23 protein-coding genes are annotated in these 20,823 nt (G+C 71.2%); 13 read left to right on the forward strand and 10 right to left on the reverse strand.

Translation table 11 applies throughout. From position 1 onward, the window contains the following. Positions 1-37 precede the first annotated feature (37 nt). From ACFVYA_RS34440 to ACFVYA_RS34470, 7 genes are all read left to right on the forward strand, one after another. The gene (locus tag ACFVYA_RS34440; protein WP_285985804.1) at positions 38-427 is read left to right on the forward strand and encodes a cupin domain-containing protein; all 390 of its coding nucleotides are present in this window, start codon (positions 38-40) and stop codon (positions 425-427) included. A 10-nt stretch (positions 428-437) separates the two neighbouring features. Further along, positions 438-1,013, forward strand: a complete 576-nt coding sequence (locus tag ACFVYA_RS34445; RefSeq protein ID WP_387050986.1) for a GNAT family N-acetyltransferase — start codon at positions 438-440, stop codon at positions 1,011-1,013. A gap of 32 nt (positions 1,014-1,045) precedes the next feature. Beyond that, positions 1,046-1,549 (forward strand): winged helix-turn-helix transcriptional regulator, encoded by a 504-nt coding sequence (locus ACFVYA_RS34450; protein WP_387050988.1) that lies wholly within the window; start codon positions 1,046-1,048, stop codon positions 1,547-1,549. A 71-nt stretch (positions 1,550-1,620) separates the two neighbouring features. Further along, positions 1,621-2,112: an SRPBCC family protein gene (locus ACFVYA_RS34455; protein ID WP_285985801.1), complete on the forward strand. Its 492-nt coding sequence runs from the start codon at positions 1,621-1,623 to the stop codon at positions 2,110-2,112. Beyond that, entirely contained in the window at positions 2,109-3,134 is a 1,026-nt protein-coding gene (locus tag ACFVYA_RS34460; RefSeq protein ID WP_387050990.1) for an LLM class flavin-dependent oxidoreductase, read from the forward strand. Before ACFVYA_RS34455 ends, ACFVYA_RS34460 begins: the two co-directional genes overlap by 4 nt. 11 nt (positions 3,135-3,145) lie before the next feature. Beyond that, a complete protein-coding gene (locus tag ACFVYA_RS34465) occupies positions 3,146-5,476 on the forward strand; it encodes a molybdopterin-dependent oxidoreductase (RefSeq protein ID WP_387050992.1) in 2,331 nt (776 codons plus the stop codon). Between the two features lie 7 nt (positions 5,477-5,483). Further along, entirely contained in the window at positions 5,484-6,590 is a 1,107-nt protein-coding gene (locus tag ACFVYA_RS34470) for an epoxide hydrolase family protein (RefSeq protein WP_387050993.1), read from the forward strand. Here the strand turns inward: ACFVYA_RS34470 and ACFVYA_RS34475 are convergent. After that, positions 6,587-8,110, reverse strand: a complete 1,524-nt coding sequence (locus ACFVYA_RS34475) for an AMP-binding protein (RefSeq protein ID WP_387050995.1) — start codon at positions 8,108-8,110, stop codon at positions 6,587-6,589. The genes ACFVYA_RS34470 and ACFVYA_RS34475 overlap by 4 nt on opposite strands. Before the next feature lie 60 nt (positions 8,111-8,170). Between ACFVYA_RS34475 and ACFVYA_RS34480 the strand changes: the two genes are divergently transcribed. Together ACFVYA_RS34480 and ACFVYA_RS34485 are read left to right on the forward strand one after the other, a co-directional pair. Then, complete coding sequence (locus tag ACFVYA_RS34480) at positions 8,171-9,001, forward strand: hypothetical protein (protein WP_387051013.1); 831 nt, start codon at positions 8,171-8,173, stop codon at positions 8,999-9,001. A gap of 171 nt (positions 9,002-9,172) precedes the next feature. Continuing rightward, a complete protein-coding gene (locus tag ACFVYA_RS34485) occupies positions 9,173-9,895 on the forward strand; it encodes a nitroreductase/quinone reductase family protein (protein WP_387050996.1) in 723 nt (240 codons plus the stop codon). On the opposite strand, the gene ACFVYA_RS34490 is transcribed toward ACFVYA_RS34485, so the two are convergent. The 5 genes from ACFVYA_RS34490 to ACFVYA_RS34510 are packed head-to-tail and all read right to left on the reverse strand — an operon-like array spanning position 9,896 to position 14,551. Then, positions 9,896-10,744 (reverse strand): LLM class F420-dependent oxidoreductase, encoded by an 849-nt coding sequence (locus ACFVYA_RS34490; protein WP_387050998.1) that lies wholly within the window; start codon positions 10,742-10,744, stop codon positions 9,896-9,898. It lies immediately after the preceding gene. Between the two features lie 26 nt (positions 10,745-10,770). Next, a complete protein-coding gene (locus ACFVYA_RS34495) occupies positions 10,771-11,460 on the reverse strand; it encodes a TetR/AcrR family transcriptional regulator (RefSeq protein WP_285985793.1) in 690 nt (229 codons plus the stop codon). 29 nt (positions 11,461-11,489) lie between these two features. After that, on the reverse strand, positions 11,490-12,416 hold the full coding sequence (locus ACFVYA_RS34500; RefSeq protein ID WP_387051000.1) for a phosphotransferase enzyme family protein: 927 nt from the start codon (positions 12,414-12,416) through the stop codon (positions 11,490-11,492). A gap of 11 nt (positions 12,417-12,427) precedes the next feature. Further along, entirely contained in the window at positions 12,428-13,621 is a 1,194-nt protein-coding gene (locus ACFVYA_RS34505) for a pyridoxal phosphate-dependent aminotransferase (RefSeq protein WP_387051002.1), read from the reverse strand. Between the two features lie 21 nt (positions 13,622-13,642). After that, positions 13,643-14,551 carry a hypothetical protein gene (locus ACFVYA_RS34510; RefSeq protein ID WP_387051004.1) on the reverse strand — a complete coding sequence of 303 codons (909 nt, stop codon included), beginning with the start codon at positions 14,549-14,551 and terminating at the stop codon, positions 13,643-13,645. Between the two features lie 212 nt (positions 14,552-14,763). On the opposite strand from ACFVYA_RS34510, the gene ACFVYA_RS34515 reads away from it, so the two are divergent. From ACFVYA_RS34515 to ACFVYA_RS34525, 3 genes are all read left to right on the forward strand, one after another. Then, complete coding sequence (locus tag ACFVYA_RS34515; RefSeq protein WP_387051006.1) at positions 14,764-15,063, forward strand: YciI family protein; 300 nt, start codon at positions 14,764-14,766, stop codon at positions 15,061-15,063. 177 nt (positions 15,064-15,240) lie between these two features. Then, complete coding sequence (locus ACFVYA_RS34520) at positions 15,241-15,810, forward strand: dihydropteroate synthase (protein ID WP_387051008.1); 570 nt, start codon at positions 15,241-15,243, stop codon at positions 15,808-15,810. Next, positions 15,807-16,544 carry a dihydrofolate reductase family protein gene (locus ACFVYA_RS34525; RefSeq protein ID WP_387051014.1) on the forward strand — a complete coding sequence of 246 codons (738 nt, stop codon included), beginning with the start codon at positions 15,807-15,809 and terminating at the stop codon, positions 16,542-16,544. Before ACFVYA_RS34520 ends, ACFVYA_RS34525 begins: the two co-directional genes overlap by 4 nt. Before the next feature lie 210 nt (positions 16,545-16,754). On the opposite strand, the gene ACFVYA_RS34530 is transcribed toward ACFVYA_RS34525, so the two are convergent. The 4 genes from ACFVYA_RS34530 to ACFVYA_RS34545 all read right to left on the reverse strand — a co-directional run bounded on the left by ACFVYA_RS34530 (position 16,755) and on the right by ACFVYA_RS34545 (position 19,731). Then, on the reverse strand, positions 16,755-17,156 hold the full coding sequence (locus tag ACFVYA_RS34530) for an NUDIX hydrolase (protein WP_285985787.1): 402 nt from the start codon (positions 17,154-17,156) through the stop codon (positions 16,755-16,757). 15 nt (positions 17,157-17,171) lie between these two features. Further along, complete coding sequence (locus ACFVYA_RS34535) at positions 17,172-18,842, reverse strand: hypothetical protein (RefSeq protein WP_387051010.1); 1,671 nt, start codon at positions 18,840-18,842, stop codon at positions 17,172-17,174. A gap of 76 nt (positions 18,843-18,918) precedes the next feature. Then, positions 18,919-19,284, reverse strand: a complete 366-nt coding sequence (locus tag ACFVYA_RS34540; protein ID WP_285985785.1) for a VOC family protein — start codon at positions 19,282-19,284, stop codon at positions 18,919-18,921. 30 nt (positions 19,285-19,314) lie between these two features. Continuing rightward, positions 19,315-19,731: a hypothetical protein gene (locus ACFVYA_RS34545; RefSeq protein WP_387051011.1), complete on the reverse strand. Its 417-nt coding sequence runs from the start codon at positions 19,729-19,731 to the stop codon at positions 19,315-19,317. A 363-nt stretch (positions 19,732-20,094) separates the two neighbouring features. On the opposite strand from ACFVYA_RS34545, the gene ACFVYA_RS34550 reads away from it, so the two are divergent. Beyond that, a complete protein-coding gene (locus ACFVYA_RS34550) occupies positions 20,095-20,619 on the forward strand; it encodes a serine hydrolase domain-containing protein (protein ID WP_387051015.1) in 525 nt (174 codons plus the stop codon). Positions 20,620-20,823 lie beyond the last annotated feature (204 nt).

The raw sequence follows: 20,823 nt of genomic DNA on the forward strand, positions 1-20,823 counted from the left end.
TTCCTAGCACTCCCCGGCCGCCGGGGCCAGACCGAGGATGGTCGGCATGAACCCGATCGACCTCAACGAAGTCCTCGCGAGCTTCGACGCCGCTTGGAGCCCGCGCATCGTCACCCGCGTCAACGACTACGACATCCGCCTCGCGCGGTTCGACGGCGAGCACGTCTGGCACGTCCACGAGAACACCGACGAGTTCTTCCTCGTCCTCGACGGCGAGATCGAGATCGGCCTACGCGATCCCGCGGAACGGGTGGTCACGCTCGGCCGCGGGCAGGTCTTCGTGGTCCCGAAGGGGACGTTCCACAAGCCGTCGTCGAAGACGGGGGCGAGCGTGCTGCTCGTCGAGCCGGCGGGGACGCTCACGGTCGGCGACGTGCACGACGAGGTCCCCGACCACGTCGACGTGACGACGGGGCACCTGGTCTAACGTCGGAAACATGCTCACCGTCGTACCCGTCGATCAGGCGTCCTGGGCCGACCTGCAGGCGATCTTCGGCGACCGCGGCGACCCGGCCCGCTGCCGGTGCCAGTACTTCAAGGACACGCCGGCCGAGTGGCGGTCGGGAACCGCCGAAGAACGCGCCGAGCGGTTTCGCGACCAGACGGCCGGCCACGCGACCGGGCTCGTCGCCTACCTCGACGGCGAGCCCGCCGGCTGGTGCGCGGTCGAACCCCGCACGGCTTACCGCCGCCTTCTCGGCAGCCGGCTGGTCTGGGCCGGTCGCGAGGAGGACAAGACCGACGACGGAGTTTGGGCGGTCACCTGCTTCGTCACGCGCAAGGGCTTCCGGCGTCAAGGGGTGAGTGCGGCCCTGGCGAAGGCGGCGGCGGACTTCGCCCGTGAACGAGGCGCCCGGGCGGTCGAGGGCTACCCGATGGTCGTCGAGCCGGGGCAGCAGCTCGCCTGGCCCGGCGAACTGTTCGTCGGCAGTCGCGGGATCTTCGCCGACGCCGGGTTCACCGAGGTCAGCCGCCCGACCGCGCGGCGGGTCGTCATGCGGCTGACCTGCTGAGTCTTTTCCCGGAACGGCGTACTCTCGGCTGCATGAAACGGACATCGTTCGCGCAGTGGCCGTGCTCGATCGCGCGCACCATGGATCTGCTCGGCGACTGGTGGACCCCGCTGGTGCTGCGGGACGCCTTCTACGGCGTGCGCCGCTTCGACGAGTTCCAGCAGGCCCTCGGCATCGCGCGCAACACCCTCGCCGACCGGCTCAAGCGGCTGGTCGACGAGGGGCTGCTGGAAAAGGTGCCGTACCAGACCGAGCCGGTGCGCCACGACTACGTGCTCACCGAGAAGGGCCGCGACTTCTACCCGGTGCTGCTCGCGATGACCCGCTGGGGCGACAAGTGGCTCGCGAGCGAGGCCGGCCCGCCGATCACCGTGCACCACCTCGCCTGCGGGCACGACACGCACGCCGAAATCGTTTGCGCCGACTGCCGGGAACCGATGACGCCCGACGACACCCGGATGCGCCGCGGCCCCGGCTTCCCGCCCCGGCTGGCGCAGCGGCCCGACGTCGAGGAGCGCTTCGCCCGGCAGGAGTAAGCGTTGACAGGGTGAGTCTATCTACGCAACTATCGTGGTCAGGCGACGCCGAGAGAAGGAGTGCGACCACGATGGAGTGGACGGGTGCGCGGTACGCCGACCTGCCGACGGCCGAGGTCTCGACCTGGATCGACGCCGCGCCGGAGGTCGTCTGGCCGGTCGTCTCGGACATCTCGCTGATGCCCGAGACGAGCGCGGAACTCCAGTCCGTCGAGTGGTGCGAGGAAGGCCGCAAGTTCCTCGGCCGCAGCAAGCACGACGCGTTCGGCGAGTGGGAGACGACTTCGTACGTCGTGGAGTGCGAAGCCCCGCGCGTCTTCGCGTGGGCCGTGCAGGACCCGGAGGAGCCCAGCGCCGTCTGGAAGTTCACCCTCGAGCCGGACAACGGCGGCACGCGCCTGAGCCAGTGGATGCGGATGGGGCCCGGCCGGTCCGGGCTGTCGTACGCGATCGACCGGATGCCGGAGAAGGAACAGAAGATCGTCTTCGTCCGCATGCGGGAGTTCGAGACGGCGATGCAGGCCAACCTCACCGCGATCAAAGCCCGGATCGAAAACCGATGAGGACCGCCACCACCGTCGAGTTCTCCACGGACACCCGCACGACGCTGGACTTCGTGCTGGAAGCGGAGAAACTCGGCCTCGACGTCTGCTGGGTGGCCGAAGCCTGGGGCTCGGACGCGCCGTCCGCGCTCGGCTACCTCGCCGCCCGCACCGACCGGATCCGGCTCGGTTCGGGAATCATCCAGCTGGGCACGCGCACACCGGTCGCGATCGCGCAGGCCGCTTTGACGCTGGCCGATCTGTCCGGCGGCCGGTTCGCGCTCGGCCTCGGCCCGTCCGGACCGCAGGTCGTCGAAGGCCTGCACGGCGTCCCGTTCGCGAAACCGCTGACGCGCATGCGCGAGACCGTCGAGATCATCCGGCAAGCCTTCGCGGGGGAGAAGATCTCGTTCTCCGGCAAGGCGTTCGAGATCCCGCTGCCCGGCGAGGCCCGTCCGATGCGGCTGTCCACCGCGCCGAACCCGGACATCCCGATCTACCTCGCGACGCTGTCGCCGAAGCTCCTGGAGCTCACCGGCGAGGTCGCGGACGGCTGGCTCGGCACCAGCTTCGTGCCCGAAGGCGCCGACGCGTACTTCACCCACCTCGACGCCGGGCTCGCGAAGGCGGGTAGGCAACGCAAGGACATCGACGTCTGCCAGGGCGCCGAAGTCGCCTTCGCGGACAACGAAGCCGAGCTGCGCACCCTGGTCGGCAGCCGCAAGAAGGAGCTGGCCTTCAGCCTCGGCGGGATGGGCTCGGCCAGCACGAACTTCTACAACAACGCCTACAGCCGCCAGGGCTGGGAGGACGTCGCCGCCGAGGTCCGCGAGCGCTGGCAGGCCGGGGACCGCGACGGCGCCGCCGCGCTCGTCACCGACGAAATGGTGCTCGGCACGACATTGATCGGCACCGAAGAGATGGTGCGGAACCGCTTGCGCGTCTGGCGTGACGCCGGCATCGACACCGTCCGGCTCTACCCGGCCGGCGAGACGCTCGAAGCGCGGTTGACGACGCTGGGTCGCGCGCTCGACCTGCTGTGAAGGGGAACGCCATGGGCGAGTGGCAGCGCACCGCGTGCAGCCTCTGCTACCTCAACTGCGGGCTGGAGGTGCAGCTCGACGGCCGGAAGATCACCCGCGTCCGCGGCGACAAGGCACACCCGCGTTCGGGCGGGTACCTCTGCCAGAAGGCGCAGCGCCTGACCTTCTACGGCGACCACGAAGACCGCCTGACGACGCCGCTGCGCCGCCGTCCCGACGGCACGCACGAGCCGATCGGCTGGGACACCGCGCTCACCGAGATCGCGGCCAAGCTGCGCGCGATCCGGGACGCCGACACCGCGGCCGGGCGCCCCGGCTCGTTCGCCTACGTCGGCGGCGGTGGCCAGGGCAACCACTCCGGCGGCGCGTACGGCACGTCCCTGCTGAAGTGGATGAACTCGACGCGGCACTTCAACGCGCTGTCGCAGGAGAAGACCGGCGACTTCTGGGTCAACGGGCAGCTGTTCGGCTCGACGATCGTGCACACCGCCGAGGACGTCGAGCACTGCGACCTGCTGGTCGTGCTCGGCTGCAACCCCTGGCAGGCGCACGGGTTCAGCAACGCCCGGCAGGCGCTCAACACGCTCAAGAACGACCCGGACCGGCGGATGATCGTCATCGATCCGCGGCGCACCGAAACCGCGGAAATGGCCGACCTGCACCTCCCGCTGCGGCCGGGCACCGACGCCTACCTGCTCGGCGCGATCCTGGCACTGCTGCTCGAACGGGGTGCCGCCGACGAGGACTTCCTCGCCGCCCGGACCGAAGGCTTCGACGAGGTCGCCGCCGTGCTGGCGAAAGTGCCGGTGGACGCGTGGATCGCGCACGCCGAAGTGTCCCGTGTGGACGTCGAGCGGGCCGTCGACCTGATGTGCGCGGCGAAGGCGATGACCGTGCGCGTCGAGCTGGGCATCCAGCAGGGGCGGCACTCGACGCTCAACAGCTACCTCGAGAAGCTGCTGTACCTGCTCACCGGGCACTTCGGCCGGCGCGGCACGAACAACCTGCACTCGTGGCTGCTGCCATTGTGGGGCGCGACGACCGGCCGGCGCTCCGAGATCACCGGCTTCGAGTACATCGGCGGGCTGCTGCCGGCGAACACCCTCGCCGAGGAGGTCCTCGCCGACCACCCGAACCGCGTCCGCGCGGTGTGGGTGGAGTCGTCGAACCCGGCCAACACCTTCGCCGGGACGCGGGACGTCGAACGCGCGCTGGAGGCCGCGGAGCTGTCCGTGGTCGTCGACGTCGCCTACACCGAGACGGCCGCGCTGGCGGACTACGTGCTGCCCGCGGCCTCCCAGCACGAGAAGTGGGAGTTCACGCTCTTCACCTTCGAGTGGCCGACGAACTACTTCCAGCTGCGACGGCCGCTGCTGGATCCGCTGCCGGGCACGCTCGTCGAGGCCGAGATCTACGCGCGGCTCTTCGACGCGCTCGGCGTGCTGCCGCCGTCCGACGTGCTCGCTTCGCTGGCGGCCACACCGCGTTCGGAGCTGCAGGCAGGCCTCGGCGCCCTGGTCCAGGCGATGCCGGAGCGCGCGGCGATCCTGCCGGTGCTGCTCTACCGCACCCTGGGCGCGGCGCTGCCCGACGGCGCGGCTTCGATCGCGCCGCTCTGGGCGGGCTGCCACCGCGCGGCGAAGACGATGACCGTGCCGGTGCAGCGCGCGCTGGGCACCTCGGCCACCGGTCCGCGGCTCGGGGAAGAGCTCTTCGAGCGGGTCTTGGCCGGTCCGACGCCGTTTTCGGCGCACGAGCAGGACGAAGTGTGGAGCCTGATGCGCCGCGAGCGCGTCCGGCTGGCGGTGCCGGAGCTGCTGGACTGGCTGGCCGCGCTGGACCCGGCCGCCGAACGGCCCGACCCGGTGTTCCCGTTTTCGCTGGTCAACGGGCAGCGGCGGGCGCACAACGCGAACCAGATCCTGCGTGACCCGCGCTGGCGCCGCACCGATCCGGACGGCGCCCTGCGCGCGCGTCCCGAGGAGCTGGCGTCGATCGGCGCTTCCCAGGGCGACTGGGTGGCCGTCGTGACGGCGGCGGGGCGGGTGGTCGTCCGCGCCGAGGCCGACCCCGCGCTGCGGCCGGGCCAGCTCGCGTTGCCGCACGGCTACGGCATGGCCCACCCGGACGCCGACGGCCGCCGGGTGGTCAGCGGCCCGCGGATCAACCTCCTGACGGACGCGCTGGACCGCGACCCGATCGCGGGGACACCGCACCACAAGGACGTCCCGGCGCGCCTGGAACCCGCGACCGAGGAGGAGCGGGCCCGGGCGGAGGCGGACAGCGCGCGCGTCCGCGAGACCGTCGCGAGTGGACGGGCCGGACGTCTCGCCGGTTTATAGTGCGGGCGTGATCACGCCGTTCCGGATCGAGGTCCCGCAGGCCGACCTCGACGACCTGCGCGCGCGGCTGCGGCGGACGCGCTGGCCCGAGGCCGGACCCGGGGACGACTGGAGCCAGGGCACGCCGCTGGGGTACCTGCGCGCGCTGTGCGAGTACTGGTCGGCCGGGTACGACTGGCGTCGCACGGAAGCGCGGCTGAACCGGTTTCCGCAGTACCGCACCGAAATCGACGGGCTCGGCATCCACTTCCTGCACGTGCGCTCGCCGGACCCGGCCGCGTTGCCGCTGATCCTCACGCACGGCTGGCCGGGCTCGTTCGTCGAGTTCACCAAGGTGATCGAGCCGCTGTCCGAGGAGTTCCACCTGGTGGTCCCGTCGCTGCCGGGTTACGGCTTCAGCGACAAGCCGTCGTCGGCGGGCTGGGGCATCGAGCGGATCGCGGCGGCGTGGGCGTCGTTGATGGCCCGGCTCGGTTACTCGCGGTACGGCGCGCAGGGTGGCGACTGGGGGACGTCGATCACGACGTCGCTGGCCCAGCAGGACGCGGCGCACCTGGCGGGCATCCACCTGAACCCGCCGATCGCGGCGCCGGACCCGGCGACGTTCGGCGACCTGACGGCGTCCGAGCGCGCCGCGCTGGAGGCGTTGGAGCACGCGCAGCGCTGGGAAGACGGGTATTCGGTGCTGCAGTCGACCCGTCCGCAGACGATCGGCTACAGCCTCCTCGACTCCCCGGCCGGCCTGTGCGGCTGGCTGGTGGAGAAGTTCCACGCCTGGTCCGACGGCTTCCCGTTCACCCGCGACGAACTGCTGGACGACATCACGCTGTACTGGCTCACCGGCACGGCGGCGTCGTCGGCCCGGCTGTACTGGGAGAGCATCCGCAAGGTCCAGAAGTGGTTCTCGGAGGCGACGGACGACACGGTGGACGTGCCGACGGGCTGTTCGATCTTCCCGGCGGAGATGCCGAGGCCGTCGCGCCGCTGGGCGGCTCGGAGGTACACCGACATCCGGCACTGGAACGAGCTCGACCGGGGCGGCCACTTCGCGGCGTACGAGCAGCCTGAGCTGTTCGCCGAGGAGGTGCGGACGTTCTTCCGGCTGGTCCGCTAGTTGACCTGCCTCGACTGCCCCTCCCAGAACGGCTCCCGGAGCTTGAACTTCTGGATCTTGCCCGTCGCCGTCCGGGGCAGCTCGTCCAGGAATTCGATCCGCTTCGGGCACTTGTACCCCGCCAGGTACCCGCGGCAGTGCCGGATCAGCTCCTCGGCCGTGACGTCGCCTTCGACCACGACCAGCGCGGTCACCAGCTCGCCCCACTTCCGGTCCGGGATGCCGATCACCGCGGCCTCGCGGATCGCCGGGTGCGAGTTCAGCGCGTCCTCGACCTCGATCGACGACACGTTCTCGCCGCCCGAGATGATCACGTCCTTCTTGCGGTCCGCGATCGTCAGGTAGCCGTCTTCGAACGTGCCGCCGTCACCCGTGTGGAACCAGCCGCCGTCGGTGACCCGGGCCGTCTCCTCCGGATTCTCCCAGTAGCCGTCGAGGTTGTGGTTCGACTGCGCGAGCACCTCGCCGTCGGCGTCCACGGCGATCCGGACGCCCAGCGCCGGCGTTCCGGCGCGGCCCAGCAGCCGCGCCTGCTCGTGCGGGTCGAGATCCGCCCACTCGCTGCGCATCCGGTTGACCGTCAGCAGCGGTGCGGTCTCGGTGAGCCCGTAGATCTGGATGAACTCCCAGCCCAGCTCCGCCCGGACCCGCTCGATCGTGCGCGTCGGCGGCGGTGCGCCGGCCACGACGATCCGGACGCGGTCGCGGCCCGGGATCTCGCCGTTCCAGGTTGCTGCGCCGTCCAGCGCCGCCGTGACCACCGCGGGTGCCGCGCAGAGGATGGTGACGCCGTGTTCGTCGATGCGCCGCAGGATTTCGGTGCCGTCGACCTTCCGCAGCACGATGTGCCGCCCGCCGAGGCCGGTGACCGCGTACGGCATGCCCCAGCCGTTGCAGTGGAACATCGGCAGGGTGTGCAGCAGGACGTCGTGGTCGCTCAGCGTCGTGTGCAGGCCGAAGACGGCGGCGTTCAGCCAGATGTTGCGGTGGGTGAGCTGCACGCCCTTCGGCCGGGCGGTCGTCCCCGACGTGTAGTTGATGGTGGCGGTGGCCGACTCGTCGCCGTCCCAGGGCCGGGGTGTCCCGTCGCCACCCCAGATGGCGTCGTCGTCGCGGCCGAGGACGAACACGTGCTTCGCCGTCACCGTGTCCAGCAGGTGCGCCAGCTCCGGGTCGACGATCAGCACCTCCGCCCCGGAGTGCTCCACTATGTACTTGACCTCGGCGGGCGCCAGCCGGAAGTTCACCGGCACCAGGATCCGGCCCCAGCCGGACACCCCGAAGAACGACACGAGCAGCCGCGCGGCGTTGTGCGAGACCACCGCGACGCGCCCGCCGGCGGGCACGCCCAGCGCGTCGAGGTTGGCGGCCTGCGCGCGGGCCCGGCGTGCCACCTCGCGGTAGGTGAGCGAACCCCAGCTCGGCGCGGGCTGGTCCGGCTCGTCGACCACCGCGACGCGGTCCGGGTACACCGTTTCCGCGCGGTCGAGGAAGTCCCGGACACCCAGATCGAAGAACATCCCCCGATGATGACTCTTCGCGGATGCCCGCACCAGTCCGATGTGGTTCGCTGGACCACGATGGACTTCGACACGGTGGCCGGCGAGCTCTACGGGGGCGACCTCGCGGAGTTCGTCAGCGCGCGCAACGCGGCGGTGAAGGCGGCGAAAGCCGGGGGAGACGCCGAGCTCGCGAAGCGGATCCAGCAGCTTCGCAAGCCGACCACGGCCGCGGCGATCGTCAACGGCCTGGCCAGGGACGACTCCGATCAGCTCCGCGAGCTGGCCGAGCTCGGCGCCGAACTGCGGGACGCGCACACGCGCCTGGCCGGCGACGAGCTGCGTGCGCTGACCCGGCGCCGCGGCGAGCTGGTGCGGCGGATCCTCCACGAGCTGCCGTCGATGAGCGACACGGTGACCCGCGAGGTCGAGGCGACCCTGGAGGCCGTCGCGGCCGAGCCGGACACCGCCGCGCTGGCGCTCGCCGGGCGGCTGACGTCGGTCGCGCACCAGGACACCGACCAGTGGTTCAGCCTCGCCGCGAGCGTCCCGCCCGCCACCGGGAAGCGCTCGGCGAAGCTGGTGGACAAGGCCGAACCGGCCCGGCCGAAACGGGACCACCGGCGCGAAGAGGAAGAGGAGCGGGCGCGGGCCCGCGCGGAACGCGAGCGCCTGCGCAAGGAAGCCGCCGAGCGCGACAAGGAACGCGCGGTGGCCGAGCGCGACCTGGTCCGCACCGAGCGCGCGGCCGAGCAGGCCACGGCCCGCGTCAACGACCTGCGCGAGCGCCTGGCGGAAGCCGAGGACCGCGCCGGGCGGGCGACGGCGGAGTTCGAGACGGCGAAAGCGGCCTTCGACGAAGCCGACGCGGCCGCCGCTGCGGCGCGGAAAGCCGCTGACGCCGCCCGCTGAGTCGTGCTAACGTGCGAATGTGCCCCGGATGGGCCTACGCACGGAGGTAGTGGCTACTCAAGCCCCCTTGAGATCGACACGTTCTGCCGTTCCCTGGCAGAGGTGTGCCCTCCGTGTCGCCCTCTCGGCCTCCGGTGATTTCGTCATCGGAAAGGACCACTCAGTTTGATCATGCTCACCACGACCGGCGCCCGCACGGGCCGGAAGCACCGGGTTCCCTTGGGCGCCTTGGACATCGACGGCCGGCTGGTCGTCATCGCTTCCGCGATGGGGGCGCCGAAGCACCCGGCCTGGTACCACAACATCCGGCGCAACCCGCTGGTCACAGTGGAAACGGACACCGAGACGTACGAGGCGATGGCGGCCCTGCCGCCGGACCGCGACAAGCTGTTCGCCGAGGTGATCGAGCGGGAGCCGGGGTTCGCGGACTACCAGGCGCGAACGACCCGGATCCTGCCCGTCGTCGAGCTGTTCCGGCTCGACAGCGCGCGCCGCATGGGCGATTGGCTCGTCGAGGTGCACGACTGGCTGCGCGGCGAGCTGCGGGAAATGCGCGCCGAGCTGGATTGCGGCGTCCCGCGGCAGCTGCGCACGCGGTGCGCCGGCTTCTGCACGGCTCTCACCCGGCACCACACCGGGGAGGCCAGGAACATCTTCCCCCTGCTGGCCGAGCGGTTCCCGGCGCTGAAGCCCACGTTGGCGAAGCTCGACGAAGAGCACGTCGTCGTGGCCCGGCTGCAGGAGGAGATCGAGCGGCTCGTCGAGGAGGAAGCCGATCCGGTCCGGCTCCGCGCGGAGTTCGACCGGCTCCAGTCCGAACTGGACAGTCACTTCGCCTACGAGGAACGCACGCTCGTCGCGGCCCTGAACGCCCTGCTGCCCGCGCCCGGCTGATCAGAGCAGCACCTCCGCGAGCCGCCGCTGGTTCGCCAGCTCCACCTCGGGTGACGGGCCGAGCACCTGCACCGCCACGTGGTTGGCTCCGGCGTCCACATGGGACAACAAGCCCTTGGCCACGGTCTCCGGCGTGCCGTGCAGGACGAGGTCGTCGATCAGGCGGTCACTGCCGCCGCCGGCGACGTCGGCCTCGGTGTACCCGTGGCGCAGCAGGTTGTTCACGTAGTTGCTCAAGCCCAGGTACGGGGTCCGGACGTACGGCCGTCCGATGGCGCGCGCGGCCACCGGATCGTCGTCCACGACCACCTTGTGCTCGGGCGCCAGCAGCTTGCCCGCGCCCAGGATCGCCCGCGCGTGCCGGGTGTGGGCGACCGGCACGAGGTACGGGTGCGCGCCCGCGGTGCGCTCGGCGGCCAGCTTCAGCACGCGGTCGCCGAGCGCGGCGAGCACCCGGGCCTCGGCCGGGACGCCGGCCGCGTCAAGCCGGTCGAGGTAGTCGACGATCTTGGCGTACGGGCTGCGGTACTCGGTGAACGATTCGGGGTGGCCGACGCCGATCCCGAGCAGCAAGCGCTTTCCGTGGCGATCCGCGAGCCGGTGGTACGACGCGGCGAGCGTTTCCGGCTCGTCGACCCACATGTTGACGATCGCCGTCGCGACGGTGATCCGCTCGGTGGCGGCGAGGATTTCCTCGACGAGCGCGAGGTCGCCGACCGAATTGCGGCCGGTGCCCAGCCACACCGCGCCGTACCCCAGTTCGTCCGCCGCGACGGCGTGCGTCTTGCGCGTCACGTCGTCGCGGTGCGGGGCCAGGAACACGCCGAACTTGCCCGATACATTTGTCATATCGGGCAATGTAGCAAATGTAGCGTTCAGTTCGCCAGGCGGTGCAGCCACTCGCGCAGCATCAGGCGTTCGGTCGGGGTCAACGCGCGGTCGTCGTCCTCGAGTGCGGTCGACAAAGCGACAGCGAGGGCGCTCACGGACGACCCTTCGGCCGGGCGATCCGCGAGCAGCCCGGCCAGGACCGCCTCCCTGACCTGCGCGGACATCGCCAGGTCGCGGCGGTCTTCGGGCTGGGCGATGAGACTGAGCGTCACGCCGCTGTTGGCCGCGGCGAACTGCCGCGCGGCCTCCGCGGCCTCGACGCGCAGGCGGCCCTCGCGCGCCAACGGCGTGAAGAGCTCCAGCAGCATCGCCTCGGCGCTCGACGTGAGGTTGCAGGGCACGCCCGGCTCGATCTGGCCGTAGAGCAGCACGTAGAACGCGGGGTGCTCCAGGCCGTACTCGACGTGCCTGTCCCAGCCCGCGCGGATCCGCTCCACCGGGTCGCCGCCCGGCTCCGGCGCCTGGACGTACTGGGTGAAGCCGTAGTTGACGACCGCGTCGAGCAGGCCCTGCTTGCTGCCGAAGTGGTGGTACAGCGTGGGGGCCTGGACGCCGGCGCGCTCGCAGATCGCCCGCGTCGAGACCGGCCCGTCGCCGGCTTCATGCAGGAGCTGGCCGGCGGCCATGAGCAGGCGGTCGCGGGTGCTGGTGGCGTTGCTCGATCGTCCGGCCATGTAGCAATTGTAACGACGGGTTGTAGCGATCAGCGCAGCCGCAGCTGGACCCGCCGGAGCCCGGCGAAGGCGGCCAGCACGCCCGGGTCGGTCGTGGCCGCGGCCGGGCGGACCGACCGGTAGCCGTCCAGGAGCGCCTCCTTCAGCTCTTCTCGGTGCGGCAGGTGCGCGAGGGCGGCGCAGGCGACGGCGAGGTCGTAGGCGTAGTGCCCGTACCCGCAGTCGTCGAAGTCGATCGCGTGCACCCGGCCGCGGTGCAGCAGGTAGTTGTCCTGGTGGAGGTCGCCGTGCACCAGGCCGAAGACGTCCGAGCCGAACCCCAGCTCGGCCCGCACCGCGCGGACGCGCGCCACGGCCCTGCGGATCCGTTCGTCGCCGCCGCCCGCCGCGATGGCCCGCTCGACGACCGTCGCGGAGAAACCGTCCACCTGCGTGCGCCCGAACTCCGTCAGGTCGTCGACGCGGCGGCGGTCGAGGCCGTTCATCCGCGCGCCGTGCAGGTGCAGCCGCGCGGTGAACTCGCCCACCGCGTACAGCTGCGGCGCACTGAGCCGCTCGTCGAGGAACCGGCCCTCGACCCAGTGGCAGAGCACGCAGGTGCGTGGCTCGGGCACGGCCGGGTCGGCGACCACGGTGACCAGGTCCCGCGCGCGCGTCGGCACCGGCTGCGGGACGACGAGGTCGGTTTCGCGGCGCAGCTTGGCCAGCCAGGCCATCTCGGCCCGGACCTGCGCGACACCGGGACCGTCCGGCCGCTGCACCCGCAGCACGTACCGGTGGCCGTCCGCGCCGTCGACGCGGAACGCCGTGTTCTGCCCGTGGGCCAGCGGGGTCAGGCGAGCCACCGGCACGGCGTAGGCCGTCAACGCCGCTTCGGCGAGCCGGCGCAGGCGCCGCGTCCGGCCGGCGCGGTCGAGCTCGGCGAACGGCCGGGTGTTCGCCTGGAAGTCGGCCATCGCCCAGGTGTTCAGCTGATCGACCGTTCCGGCTCGCGGGAGTGCGAGACCAGCTCGATGGCCGGCGTGGTGTGCCGCCCGCCGCCGAGCCGCTCCACGCCGCGCAGGCCCTCGACCAGCCGCTCGACCTCGGTGTCCGGCCGCACCCCGAAGCGCATGAACTGGCTGGTCATGCCGATCTTGTTGCCGCACTGGCGCACCAGCAGGTGGTGCTCGGCGAGGAGGTAGTCGCACAGCTCGGCGCCGTCGACCGATGCGGGCAGCTTGACGAGCAGGAAGTTCGCCTGCGACGGAAACACGGTCAGTTCCGCGAACTGCCCGAGCTGCGAATGCATCATGAACCGGTCGAGCGCGAGCTTCTTCAGGCTGTCCTCGTACTCCGCGCGGTGCTCGGCGAGCATGAAGATCACGGTCTCGGCGAGCGAGTTCAGGTTCCACTTCGGCAGCGCGGCCGACAGCTTGCGCGTCAGCGCCGGGTTCGAGACCTGGTAGCCGAACCGGATCCCGTGCAGCCCGAAGTTCTTGCCGAGGCTCTTCAGCACGATCACGTTCGGCCGGACGACGGCCTCGGCGGCCACCGAGGGGTTCCGCTCGACCTCGACGAAGTCGATGAAGGACTCGTCGATCACCACCAGGTCGAGGTCCTCGAGGGCGTCCATGAACCGGATCACCTCGCGGCGCGGTAGGTACCCGCCGTCGGGGTTGTTCGGGTTGCACAGCACCGCCACCCGGGAGCCGCGGCGCTTGATGAAGTCGATGTACTCGTCCACCCGCAGCTCGAAGTTGTCCGCTTCCTTGAGCAGGAACATGTCGACGCGCTTGCCGGTCTCCATCGGCTGGTCGGTCCAGCGGCCGAACGTCGGGATCGGCACGGCGACGCTGGAATCGACCAGCAGCCGGTCGATCCAGGTGATCAGCTCGGTCGAGCCGTTGGCCAGCGAGATCGTCGACGGGTTGAGCCGCAGCACGCTCGCCAGCTGCGCGGTGATCGCGGCGGCGTCGCTCGGGTAGAACTTGAGGATCGTGCGGAGGTTCCGTTCGAGCTCGCCGAACATCGCGTCGGTGGGGAAGTACGGGTTGCAGGGGATGCAGAAGTCCGCGAGGTCGTCCGCGTGCTGGCCCATCGCCCTGGCCACGGAGAAGAACGACGGGCTGTGGGCCTTGTTCTGCTGGAAAAGGCCGTGGGTGGTCATACCGTGCCGCACGCGTGTTCTCCGTCCGCCGTTTTACCGGCCCCTTGCCTTCCCGTTGAGGACACGTACGAATCGGACGGCCGGTTCAATGCCGGACAACGCGTGGATTCCGGTGCCCGCCAGCACGGCGGCGGCCGGCGCGGACAGCAGCAGGAGCGGCAGCGGGGCGGCCAGCGGGTCGATGCCGGTGAAGGACTCGACGCCGATCACGGCGGTGAGCACGGCGTCGGCGGCGACGGCCGCCTGGACGACGCGCAGCCGGTGCGCTTCGGAGTGACCGGTGAACCGCAGGATCCAGGCCAGCGCGGGCAGCACCAGGATCGCGTGCATGGCGACCGCGTGCAGCGGCTTGAGGGCGCCGGCCGTGGTGTAGGCCAGCTGCGGGTCGCCGCCGCGGGCCGCGACCACCCCGCGGCCGATCATCACCGCGCCGGTGGCCAGCGCGACCAGCAGCACGACCAGGCCGGCGCGGACGGCCAGGCGCAGGCTCGGCGCGGCCGGGCCCGGTTCCACGAGCGCGACGGCGGTGAAGCCGATGACCGTCAGGACGAGGACACCGCCGCCCGCGGCCAGCGACATCGAAACGGCGCTGTCGAACGACGTCTCGAAGTTGAAGTGCGACGGCACTCCGCGCCACGCTTGCATGCTGACCAGGGCGACCTCCGCGATGCTCGCCGCGGTGAAGGCGCCGAGCAGGAGGGTGCGCAACCGCGGGCGCATGGTGAGGAACGACGCCGCCCAGGCGACCGAGGCGAGCGTCAGCCCGAACGACAGGCCGAACGTGACAGCCTTGCGCATCGACAGCGGGCCCAGCCACGAGCCGCCGGTGATGATGAGCACGAGAGCGTGCGCGAGGCCGCTGAGGAACAGCGCCGCGCCGACGGCGTAGGCGATGCGCTCGGCTCGCCGTCCGCCGGACCGGATCCGGGTCAGTGCGTTCATGCTGTCGAGTCTCGCTCCGCGGCCCGGGCCGCCGCGTCGGCCCGGCGGCGGCACCACGACGTACGACGACGGGCGTACGGCACCCGGCGAGTATGTCGAAAAAGTGCCGGTAAAGGAATTCCACGGTTCTTGACGGAATATTAACGAAAGGCGTGTCCGGAGCCACTCGCCAGGCGGATGCGGTGCGGACGAGAGCGTTCTACTCTGCAAACATGTACATCGCACTGCTGACCTATACGGCGCCCGAAACAGAAGTCGACTACGCGCTTCCCGACCATTCGGAGTGGTTGCGCAAACAATTCACGAAGGGACTATTCCTCGTTTCCGGAAAGGGCAACGGCGCGGCCGACCAGGTGATCCTGACCCGCCCGGTGCTGCGCGGCAAGCTCGACGCCGTGCTCGCCAGCGATCCGTTCGTGGTCCGGCGGCTCGCTCGCTACGACGTCATCGAGTTCACCGCCACGCGCACCTGCCAGGAGCTGCTGGCGATCAACGAGGCCATCGCCTCCTGAGGAGAGGTTCTTCGGGGGGTTCCGGGTGGCGGAGCCCCCGGCCCGGGGCGAAGCCCCGGATGTCACAGCCGTCAAGGTCGGGTGGCCCGGCGACGACGCCCCGCCACCTGACGGCGAAAAAAGCTCACCCGCCGGACCTCGCTTATGATCGCGAAGACGTCCAGCAGGGAGAGTGCGATGAAGACCCCCGACCTCGTCTTCCGGGGCCGCCGGTTGAGCAGCGACCGCGCGCTGGTGCTGGCCGCGGTCGAGTCGCTCCCCGGGGCCCGCGACGCCGTCGCCGACGGCGCCGATCTCGTGAGTTTCCCCGGATCCGAGTCCCTCGTCGAGGCGGCACGGGCGGCCTTTCCCGGCCTTGTCATCGGCGTGGACACCGCGGACCCGTCGGTCGCCGCGGCCTGCTGCGAAGCGGGCGCCGACCTGATCGTCGCGCGTGCGGACCTGGCCGAGGTCGCGGCTCGGTACGGCGCGGGTTATGCCGCTCCCTCGATCCCTTCGACGGCCGGTTTGTCCGTTGTCATGAACATCGGGGTGTTCCGGACGCCGTTGCCGCTGGGAGACGTGCCCGTGCTGGCCGAGGTGGCCGGGGACGGCACGCCGGCCGGCCTGGCGCGGACGGCGGTCGCGGCCTCGGCCGGGGTGGCGATCATCCGCACCAGGCACGTCCGCCAGGTGCGCCACGTGGCGGAGATGGCGGCGAGCATCGCGGGCACCCGCCCGCCGGCGAAGGCGGTCCGGTGGGAGTGATCCGTGCGGTCTGGCCGTCCTCGCGCGACCTCGCCGAGGAGGATCTCGAGCAGCTGTACAGCTACCCGGCGGACCCCCGCTGGCTGGCGGTGAACTTCGTGTCGAGCACGGACGGCGCGATCGCGGTCGAGGGCCGTTCGGGGGCGCTGTCGACCCCGGCGGACCGGATCGTGTACCGCCTCGGCAACGACCTCGCGGACGTCGTCCTGGTGGGCGCGGGGACGGCGATGGCGGAGGGCTTCGAGGGAATGCGCCCCGACACCGCCACGGCCGAACGCCGCCGCCGGTTCGGCCTGGCCCCGATCGCCCCGGTGGCGGTGGTGACGACGGGCCGTTCCCTGCCGCCGGACGCCCCGGTGATCACCAAGGCGGCGGTCCCGACCCTGGTGTTCACCTCCGCGGCCGCGCCTTCGGCGTTGCGCGAGGCGTGGGCGGCGCACGGCGCCCGGGTGTTCGTGGTGGGGGAGCCGGCGGTGTCGGCCGAGCGGGTGGTCTCGACCCTGGTGGCCGAGGGGCTGGGCCGCATCGATTGCGAAGGCGGCCCGAGGTTGTTCGGCTCGTTGATCGAGGCGGGCGTGGTCGACGAGTTCCGGTTGACGGTGGCGCCGTTCATGGTGGCGGGAACGTCGAGCCGGGCATCTCTCGGTGCGGCGGTCGATCCGGCCGAGCTGGAACTGGCTTCCGTGCTCACCGACGGCGCCAGCGTCCTGCTGCGGTACCTGGCACGTCGCTAGTTTTGTCGGTCCCTTCCGGTAGTGTGGAAATCGGGGGCTCCCTAGCCAGATTTCCCTTGTGCCACAAGGGAAATACCTGATCGACTCGCTGTCGGAGTTCACCCGTTCCAGCGATGACGTTCGCACATTTGTTCGCGTACCGTCGAAGACATGATCACGACCCGAAGACCTCCGCAGCACCGCGATCCGGTGCTGCGCCAAGGAAAACCCCTACCGATCGAGCAGCCGCCGGAAGTGATCCGGCAGCGGCAGTTCCCGGGCCTCCGCCCGCGTCAGCCACGCGAAGTCGTCGTGCTCCTCAGGGTTGAGCACGACGTCGCCGGCTCCCTCTTCCTCCACCGTGTAAACGAAAGCGTGGATGCGCAACGCCCGTCCCGCCACGTCCGGCCACGCATCCCGCGCCAGCTCGCCGGTGACGCGGACCGTCAAGCCGGTCTCCTCCGCCGCTTCGCGCGCCGCTGTGTCCTCGAAGCGCTCGCCTGGCTCGGCCGTGCCGCCGGGCAGTTCCCACCCGCCCGCGAGGAACACTCCGGGCCCGCGGCGGAGGAACAGCACCCGGTCGCCGCGGGCGATCCAGCAGTAGGCCAGGTGCTTGTGCGCGATCTCCGTCATGCGCGCGATTCTCGCTCAGTTGGTCTTCGACGTCGGCAGGTGGGCGCCCAGGTACCCGACGTACACCGTGCCGGTGCGGTCGGTGTCGTCGAGGAAGTGCAGCCGCGGCGCCGGCGACTTGAAGCGCTCCAGGGCGATGTGGGCGCCGAAGTAGTCGCGGCCCGTCGGATTCGTGCGGGGATCGACGCGGAACGTGCGGGCCTGGCGGAGCCGCTCGTTCGTGGTCACCGTGTCGGACTCGGCCAGCGCGATGATGTTCGCGCTGATCAGCGAACCCGGCTGGCCGGTGCGGGCGAACGCGAGCACGTCCGACAGCTCGGGGCCCGGGTCCTGGCCCGCGTCGAGCAAGGACATCCGGGCCCCGGCGTAGGCGTCGAGGGTGCGGAGCGCGTCCCACGCCTTGCGGCGCCAGGCAGCGGCTTTGGGGTGGTGGTCGAGGATCGCGGCCGGCGCCGGTTCGGCCGTGATCGCGAGGTGCTTGAGCGAGGCCGACGCGGCGCCGATCAGCTCGGCGAAGCTGGGGAACTCCTCCGGCGGCCGCTCGGCGGCGGCGACCTCGTCGTCGGCGTCGTGGTGGCGGGCGAGCCGGCCCGCCAGCAGCCCGTTGACGCGCCGGAGCTCGTCGCGCTCGGCTTCGGTCTCCTCGAACGCCCGCGCGTAGTCGTCCACCTCCGCCTGCAGCTGCGCGAGCTGGTCGCGCAGGCAGGCGACGTCGGTCGCGCACGCTTCCTCGAGGCGGCGGCGGAGCGTCTTCACCTCGCAGGCGTGCCGGTCCCGTTCCTCGGCGTGGGCCTTGGCCTTCTTCCGCAGGATCGTGATCACGCCCCGCGCTTCGGCCAGCTCCCGCTCGGCGCGGCCGAGCTTCTCGACCAGCCCGGCGTCGGGCTCGCGCTCCGGCGAAGCGAACGGATCGGCCTCGTACCAGGCCCGCACGCTCGGCACGTCCGCCCACTCCTCGGGCAGGGGCGTCCGGCCGCGGGTCTGGATGAGCCGGGTGATCGCGCCCTGCAGGGCCTCGCCGGACACCGGGCTTTCACTGACGACGAAATCCGGGAGCTGGTCGCACGGCGGCACGTACAGCCGCGCGCCCTGCGGCAGCGCGCACCCGAGCGGCAGGTGGCGGTTGAGGGTGTGGCGGAAGCGGTCGTCGACGTCGAAGACGTTGACCAGCCCCGGCCAGCCCTCGACCGGCACCGTCGGCGGCTCGGTGAGCACCAGCACCGCCGAAGAGCGCCACGGCGCCGACAGTGCCTCGCCCAGCAGGTCGGCGAGGTGGTCGCATTCCTTGCGCGACCAGCCGCGCATCGCCAGCACCGGCGTTTCGATCGGGATTTCGTCGCTGCCGCTGGCGCCCAGCTCCTCCAGCCCGATCCGCTGGGCCGGCGCGTCGTGGCAGCTGCGCCACGGCCGCGTGCAGGCCGCGGTCAGCAGCCACGTCACCCGGTCTTCGCCGGCGCGGTAGCAAAGCGAAAGCAATACCTGAACGGAGTAGCGGCCTTCGCTGCCCTCGTACGCGAACTTCAGGTCGCACCGGCGCGAACCGCCGTCGTCGGACGAGCCGAGATCGGTCACCGTGTAGTCGTCGTGCTGCCGCTGGCGGCTGATCAGCCTGCTGCGCAAGGCGTCCAGGGGGCGTTTCCCCTCGGTGGGGACCAGTCCGTGGTGCCAGAGCCGGTGCACCCCCACAGGACTCAACTCCGTTCGCCGGGAACAGGACCTCAGCCGAACATAGCGGATCCTGTGACCGCTCGAACGCGGGGCGTCACCCCGTGCGAGTCCAGAGGCAGAACGGGTGCCCGGCCGGATCGAAGCAGACACGGACGTCGTCCTCTGGCTGGAACTCGGCGACCACCGCGCCCGCCGCGGTCGCCGCCGCCGTCGCCTCCTGGAGGTCGTCGACCTCGATGTCGAGGTGCAGCTGCATCTGCTGCGTACCGTCGACCGGCGGCCACACCGGTGGGACGTGCCCGGTCTCCAGCTGGAACGACAGTCCCGCGCTGCCGTCGTCGGGGCGCAGGGTCACCCACTCCGGTTCGTCGGTGCGGATCGGCCAGCCGAGGAGCTTCGAATAGAACTCGGCGAGCGCACGGGGTTCCGGGGTGCCGAGCACGGTGGAGGTCAGCTTCATGATCGGACTGGTACCCGCGCGGCGGGTTCTCTACCGCGGTCCGGAGGTTCCCGTGCCGAAGTAGGCGACCGGCGGGCCGACGTGCCGCCACGACGTCGTCGCGAACACCGCGGCCCCGGACAGCGCGAGCAGCGCGGTGACGACGGCCAGGGTGGCGCCGATCCGGGCGAAACCCGGCTGGGTGCGCGCACCGGCGCAGACGCCGAAGACCAGCGCCAGCACGCTGATCGGCAGCAGCGCGAACCACAGCGCGCCGAGGACCAGCACGAACGCTTGCGTCACCCAGGACAACACCCACGCGGACACGATCCCCGGCCGGACGACCAGCCAGGCGGCCCAGGTCGCGACGGCGAGCGTCAGTCCGGACGCGCCGACCGCGAGTGACGCAATCGCCAGGCCGCGACCGGGCCGAGTGGTGGTGGTTTCCTCCGGTTCCAGCTCCCCCATGCCGGGAACATCCCCTGTAGGCGGTGGCGCGTTACCGGAATACGTCGACATCGCGTGGTTTGGTTCCCGGCGCAGGCATCGAGATCCCGGAGGGAACTGCCATGTCGTCCGAGCACGTCCAGGGCGCCGTCGCCGGCGGGTTCGAGTCCGTCCGGGAAGAGTTCGCCGCCGTCGCCTCTTGGAGGTCGTCGACCTGTGGACCGGGCCTGCCATCAACGGCGACTCGCTGACCGGTGTGTTCTCCTCGACCAAGGGGGCGCGTACCTGGCGGTCGCGCTGCTCGTCCAGGAGGGCGTGCTCGACCTCGACTAGTACTGGCCGGAGTTCGGCGCCGCGGGCAAGAGCGGGATCTCCCTTCGGGAGCTGCTCGCGCACCGCGCCGGCGTCGTGGGTGCCGACGACGGATTCACCGGCGACGAGATCGCGGACGACCGCGTCATCGCCGAGCGGCTCGCGCCGCAGCGGCCGTACTGGCGGCCCGGCCCGGCGTTCGGGTACCACGCGGTGGTGATCGGCGCGCTGACCGGCGAGGTCGTGGGGCGCGTCACCGGCCGCAGCATCCAGGAGCACTTCGAGGAGCGTGTCCGGAAGCCGTTCGGCCTGGGCTTTTACCTGGAGCTGCCCGAGGAGCTGGAGCCGCGCTTCCGCACCACGCAGCCCGAGAAGCTGGCGGCGGACGCGACCAGGCCGGACAGCCTCACGGGCATCGCCTTCAACCGCAACCACCCGGAGGCGCCCGAGCTCTGGGAGCTGCCGAACATCAAGCTGGTCCGGCAGCTGAGCCCGGCTTCGGTGGGCGGCGTCGCGTCGGTGAGGGGCTTGGCCGGCATGGATCGCCTTCCCGGGCGGAGCGGCTCCGGAGAACGCCCCCCGTTACCTTTTTCGTAGTTCCTGATCAAGGAGCTGTGGTCACCAGGCCCGGCATGACTTACGCCCCCAGTCGAGTGCATGATCCGGGGGGTGGTGTCACCGGGTCTGGTGGCATCGAGGGACCGCTGATAGGGACACGGCCACCGCTGGGTAGGTCTCGTCGTAACGTGGGTGCCGGCCATCGATGCTCGACCGGTGACCACGTCCGACGACCGAATGGCA

Source organism: Amycolatopsis sp. NPDC058278 (assembly GCF_042881395.1).
Classification (GTDB): domain Bacteria; phylum Actinomycetota; class Actinomycetes; order Mycobacteriales; family Pseudonocardiaceae; genus Amycolatopsis.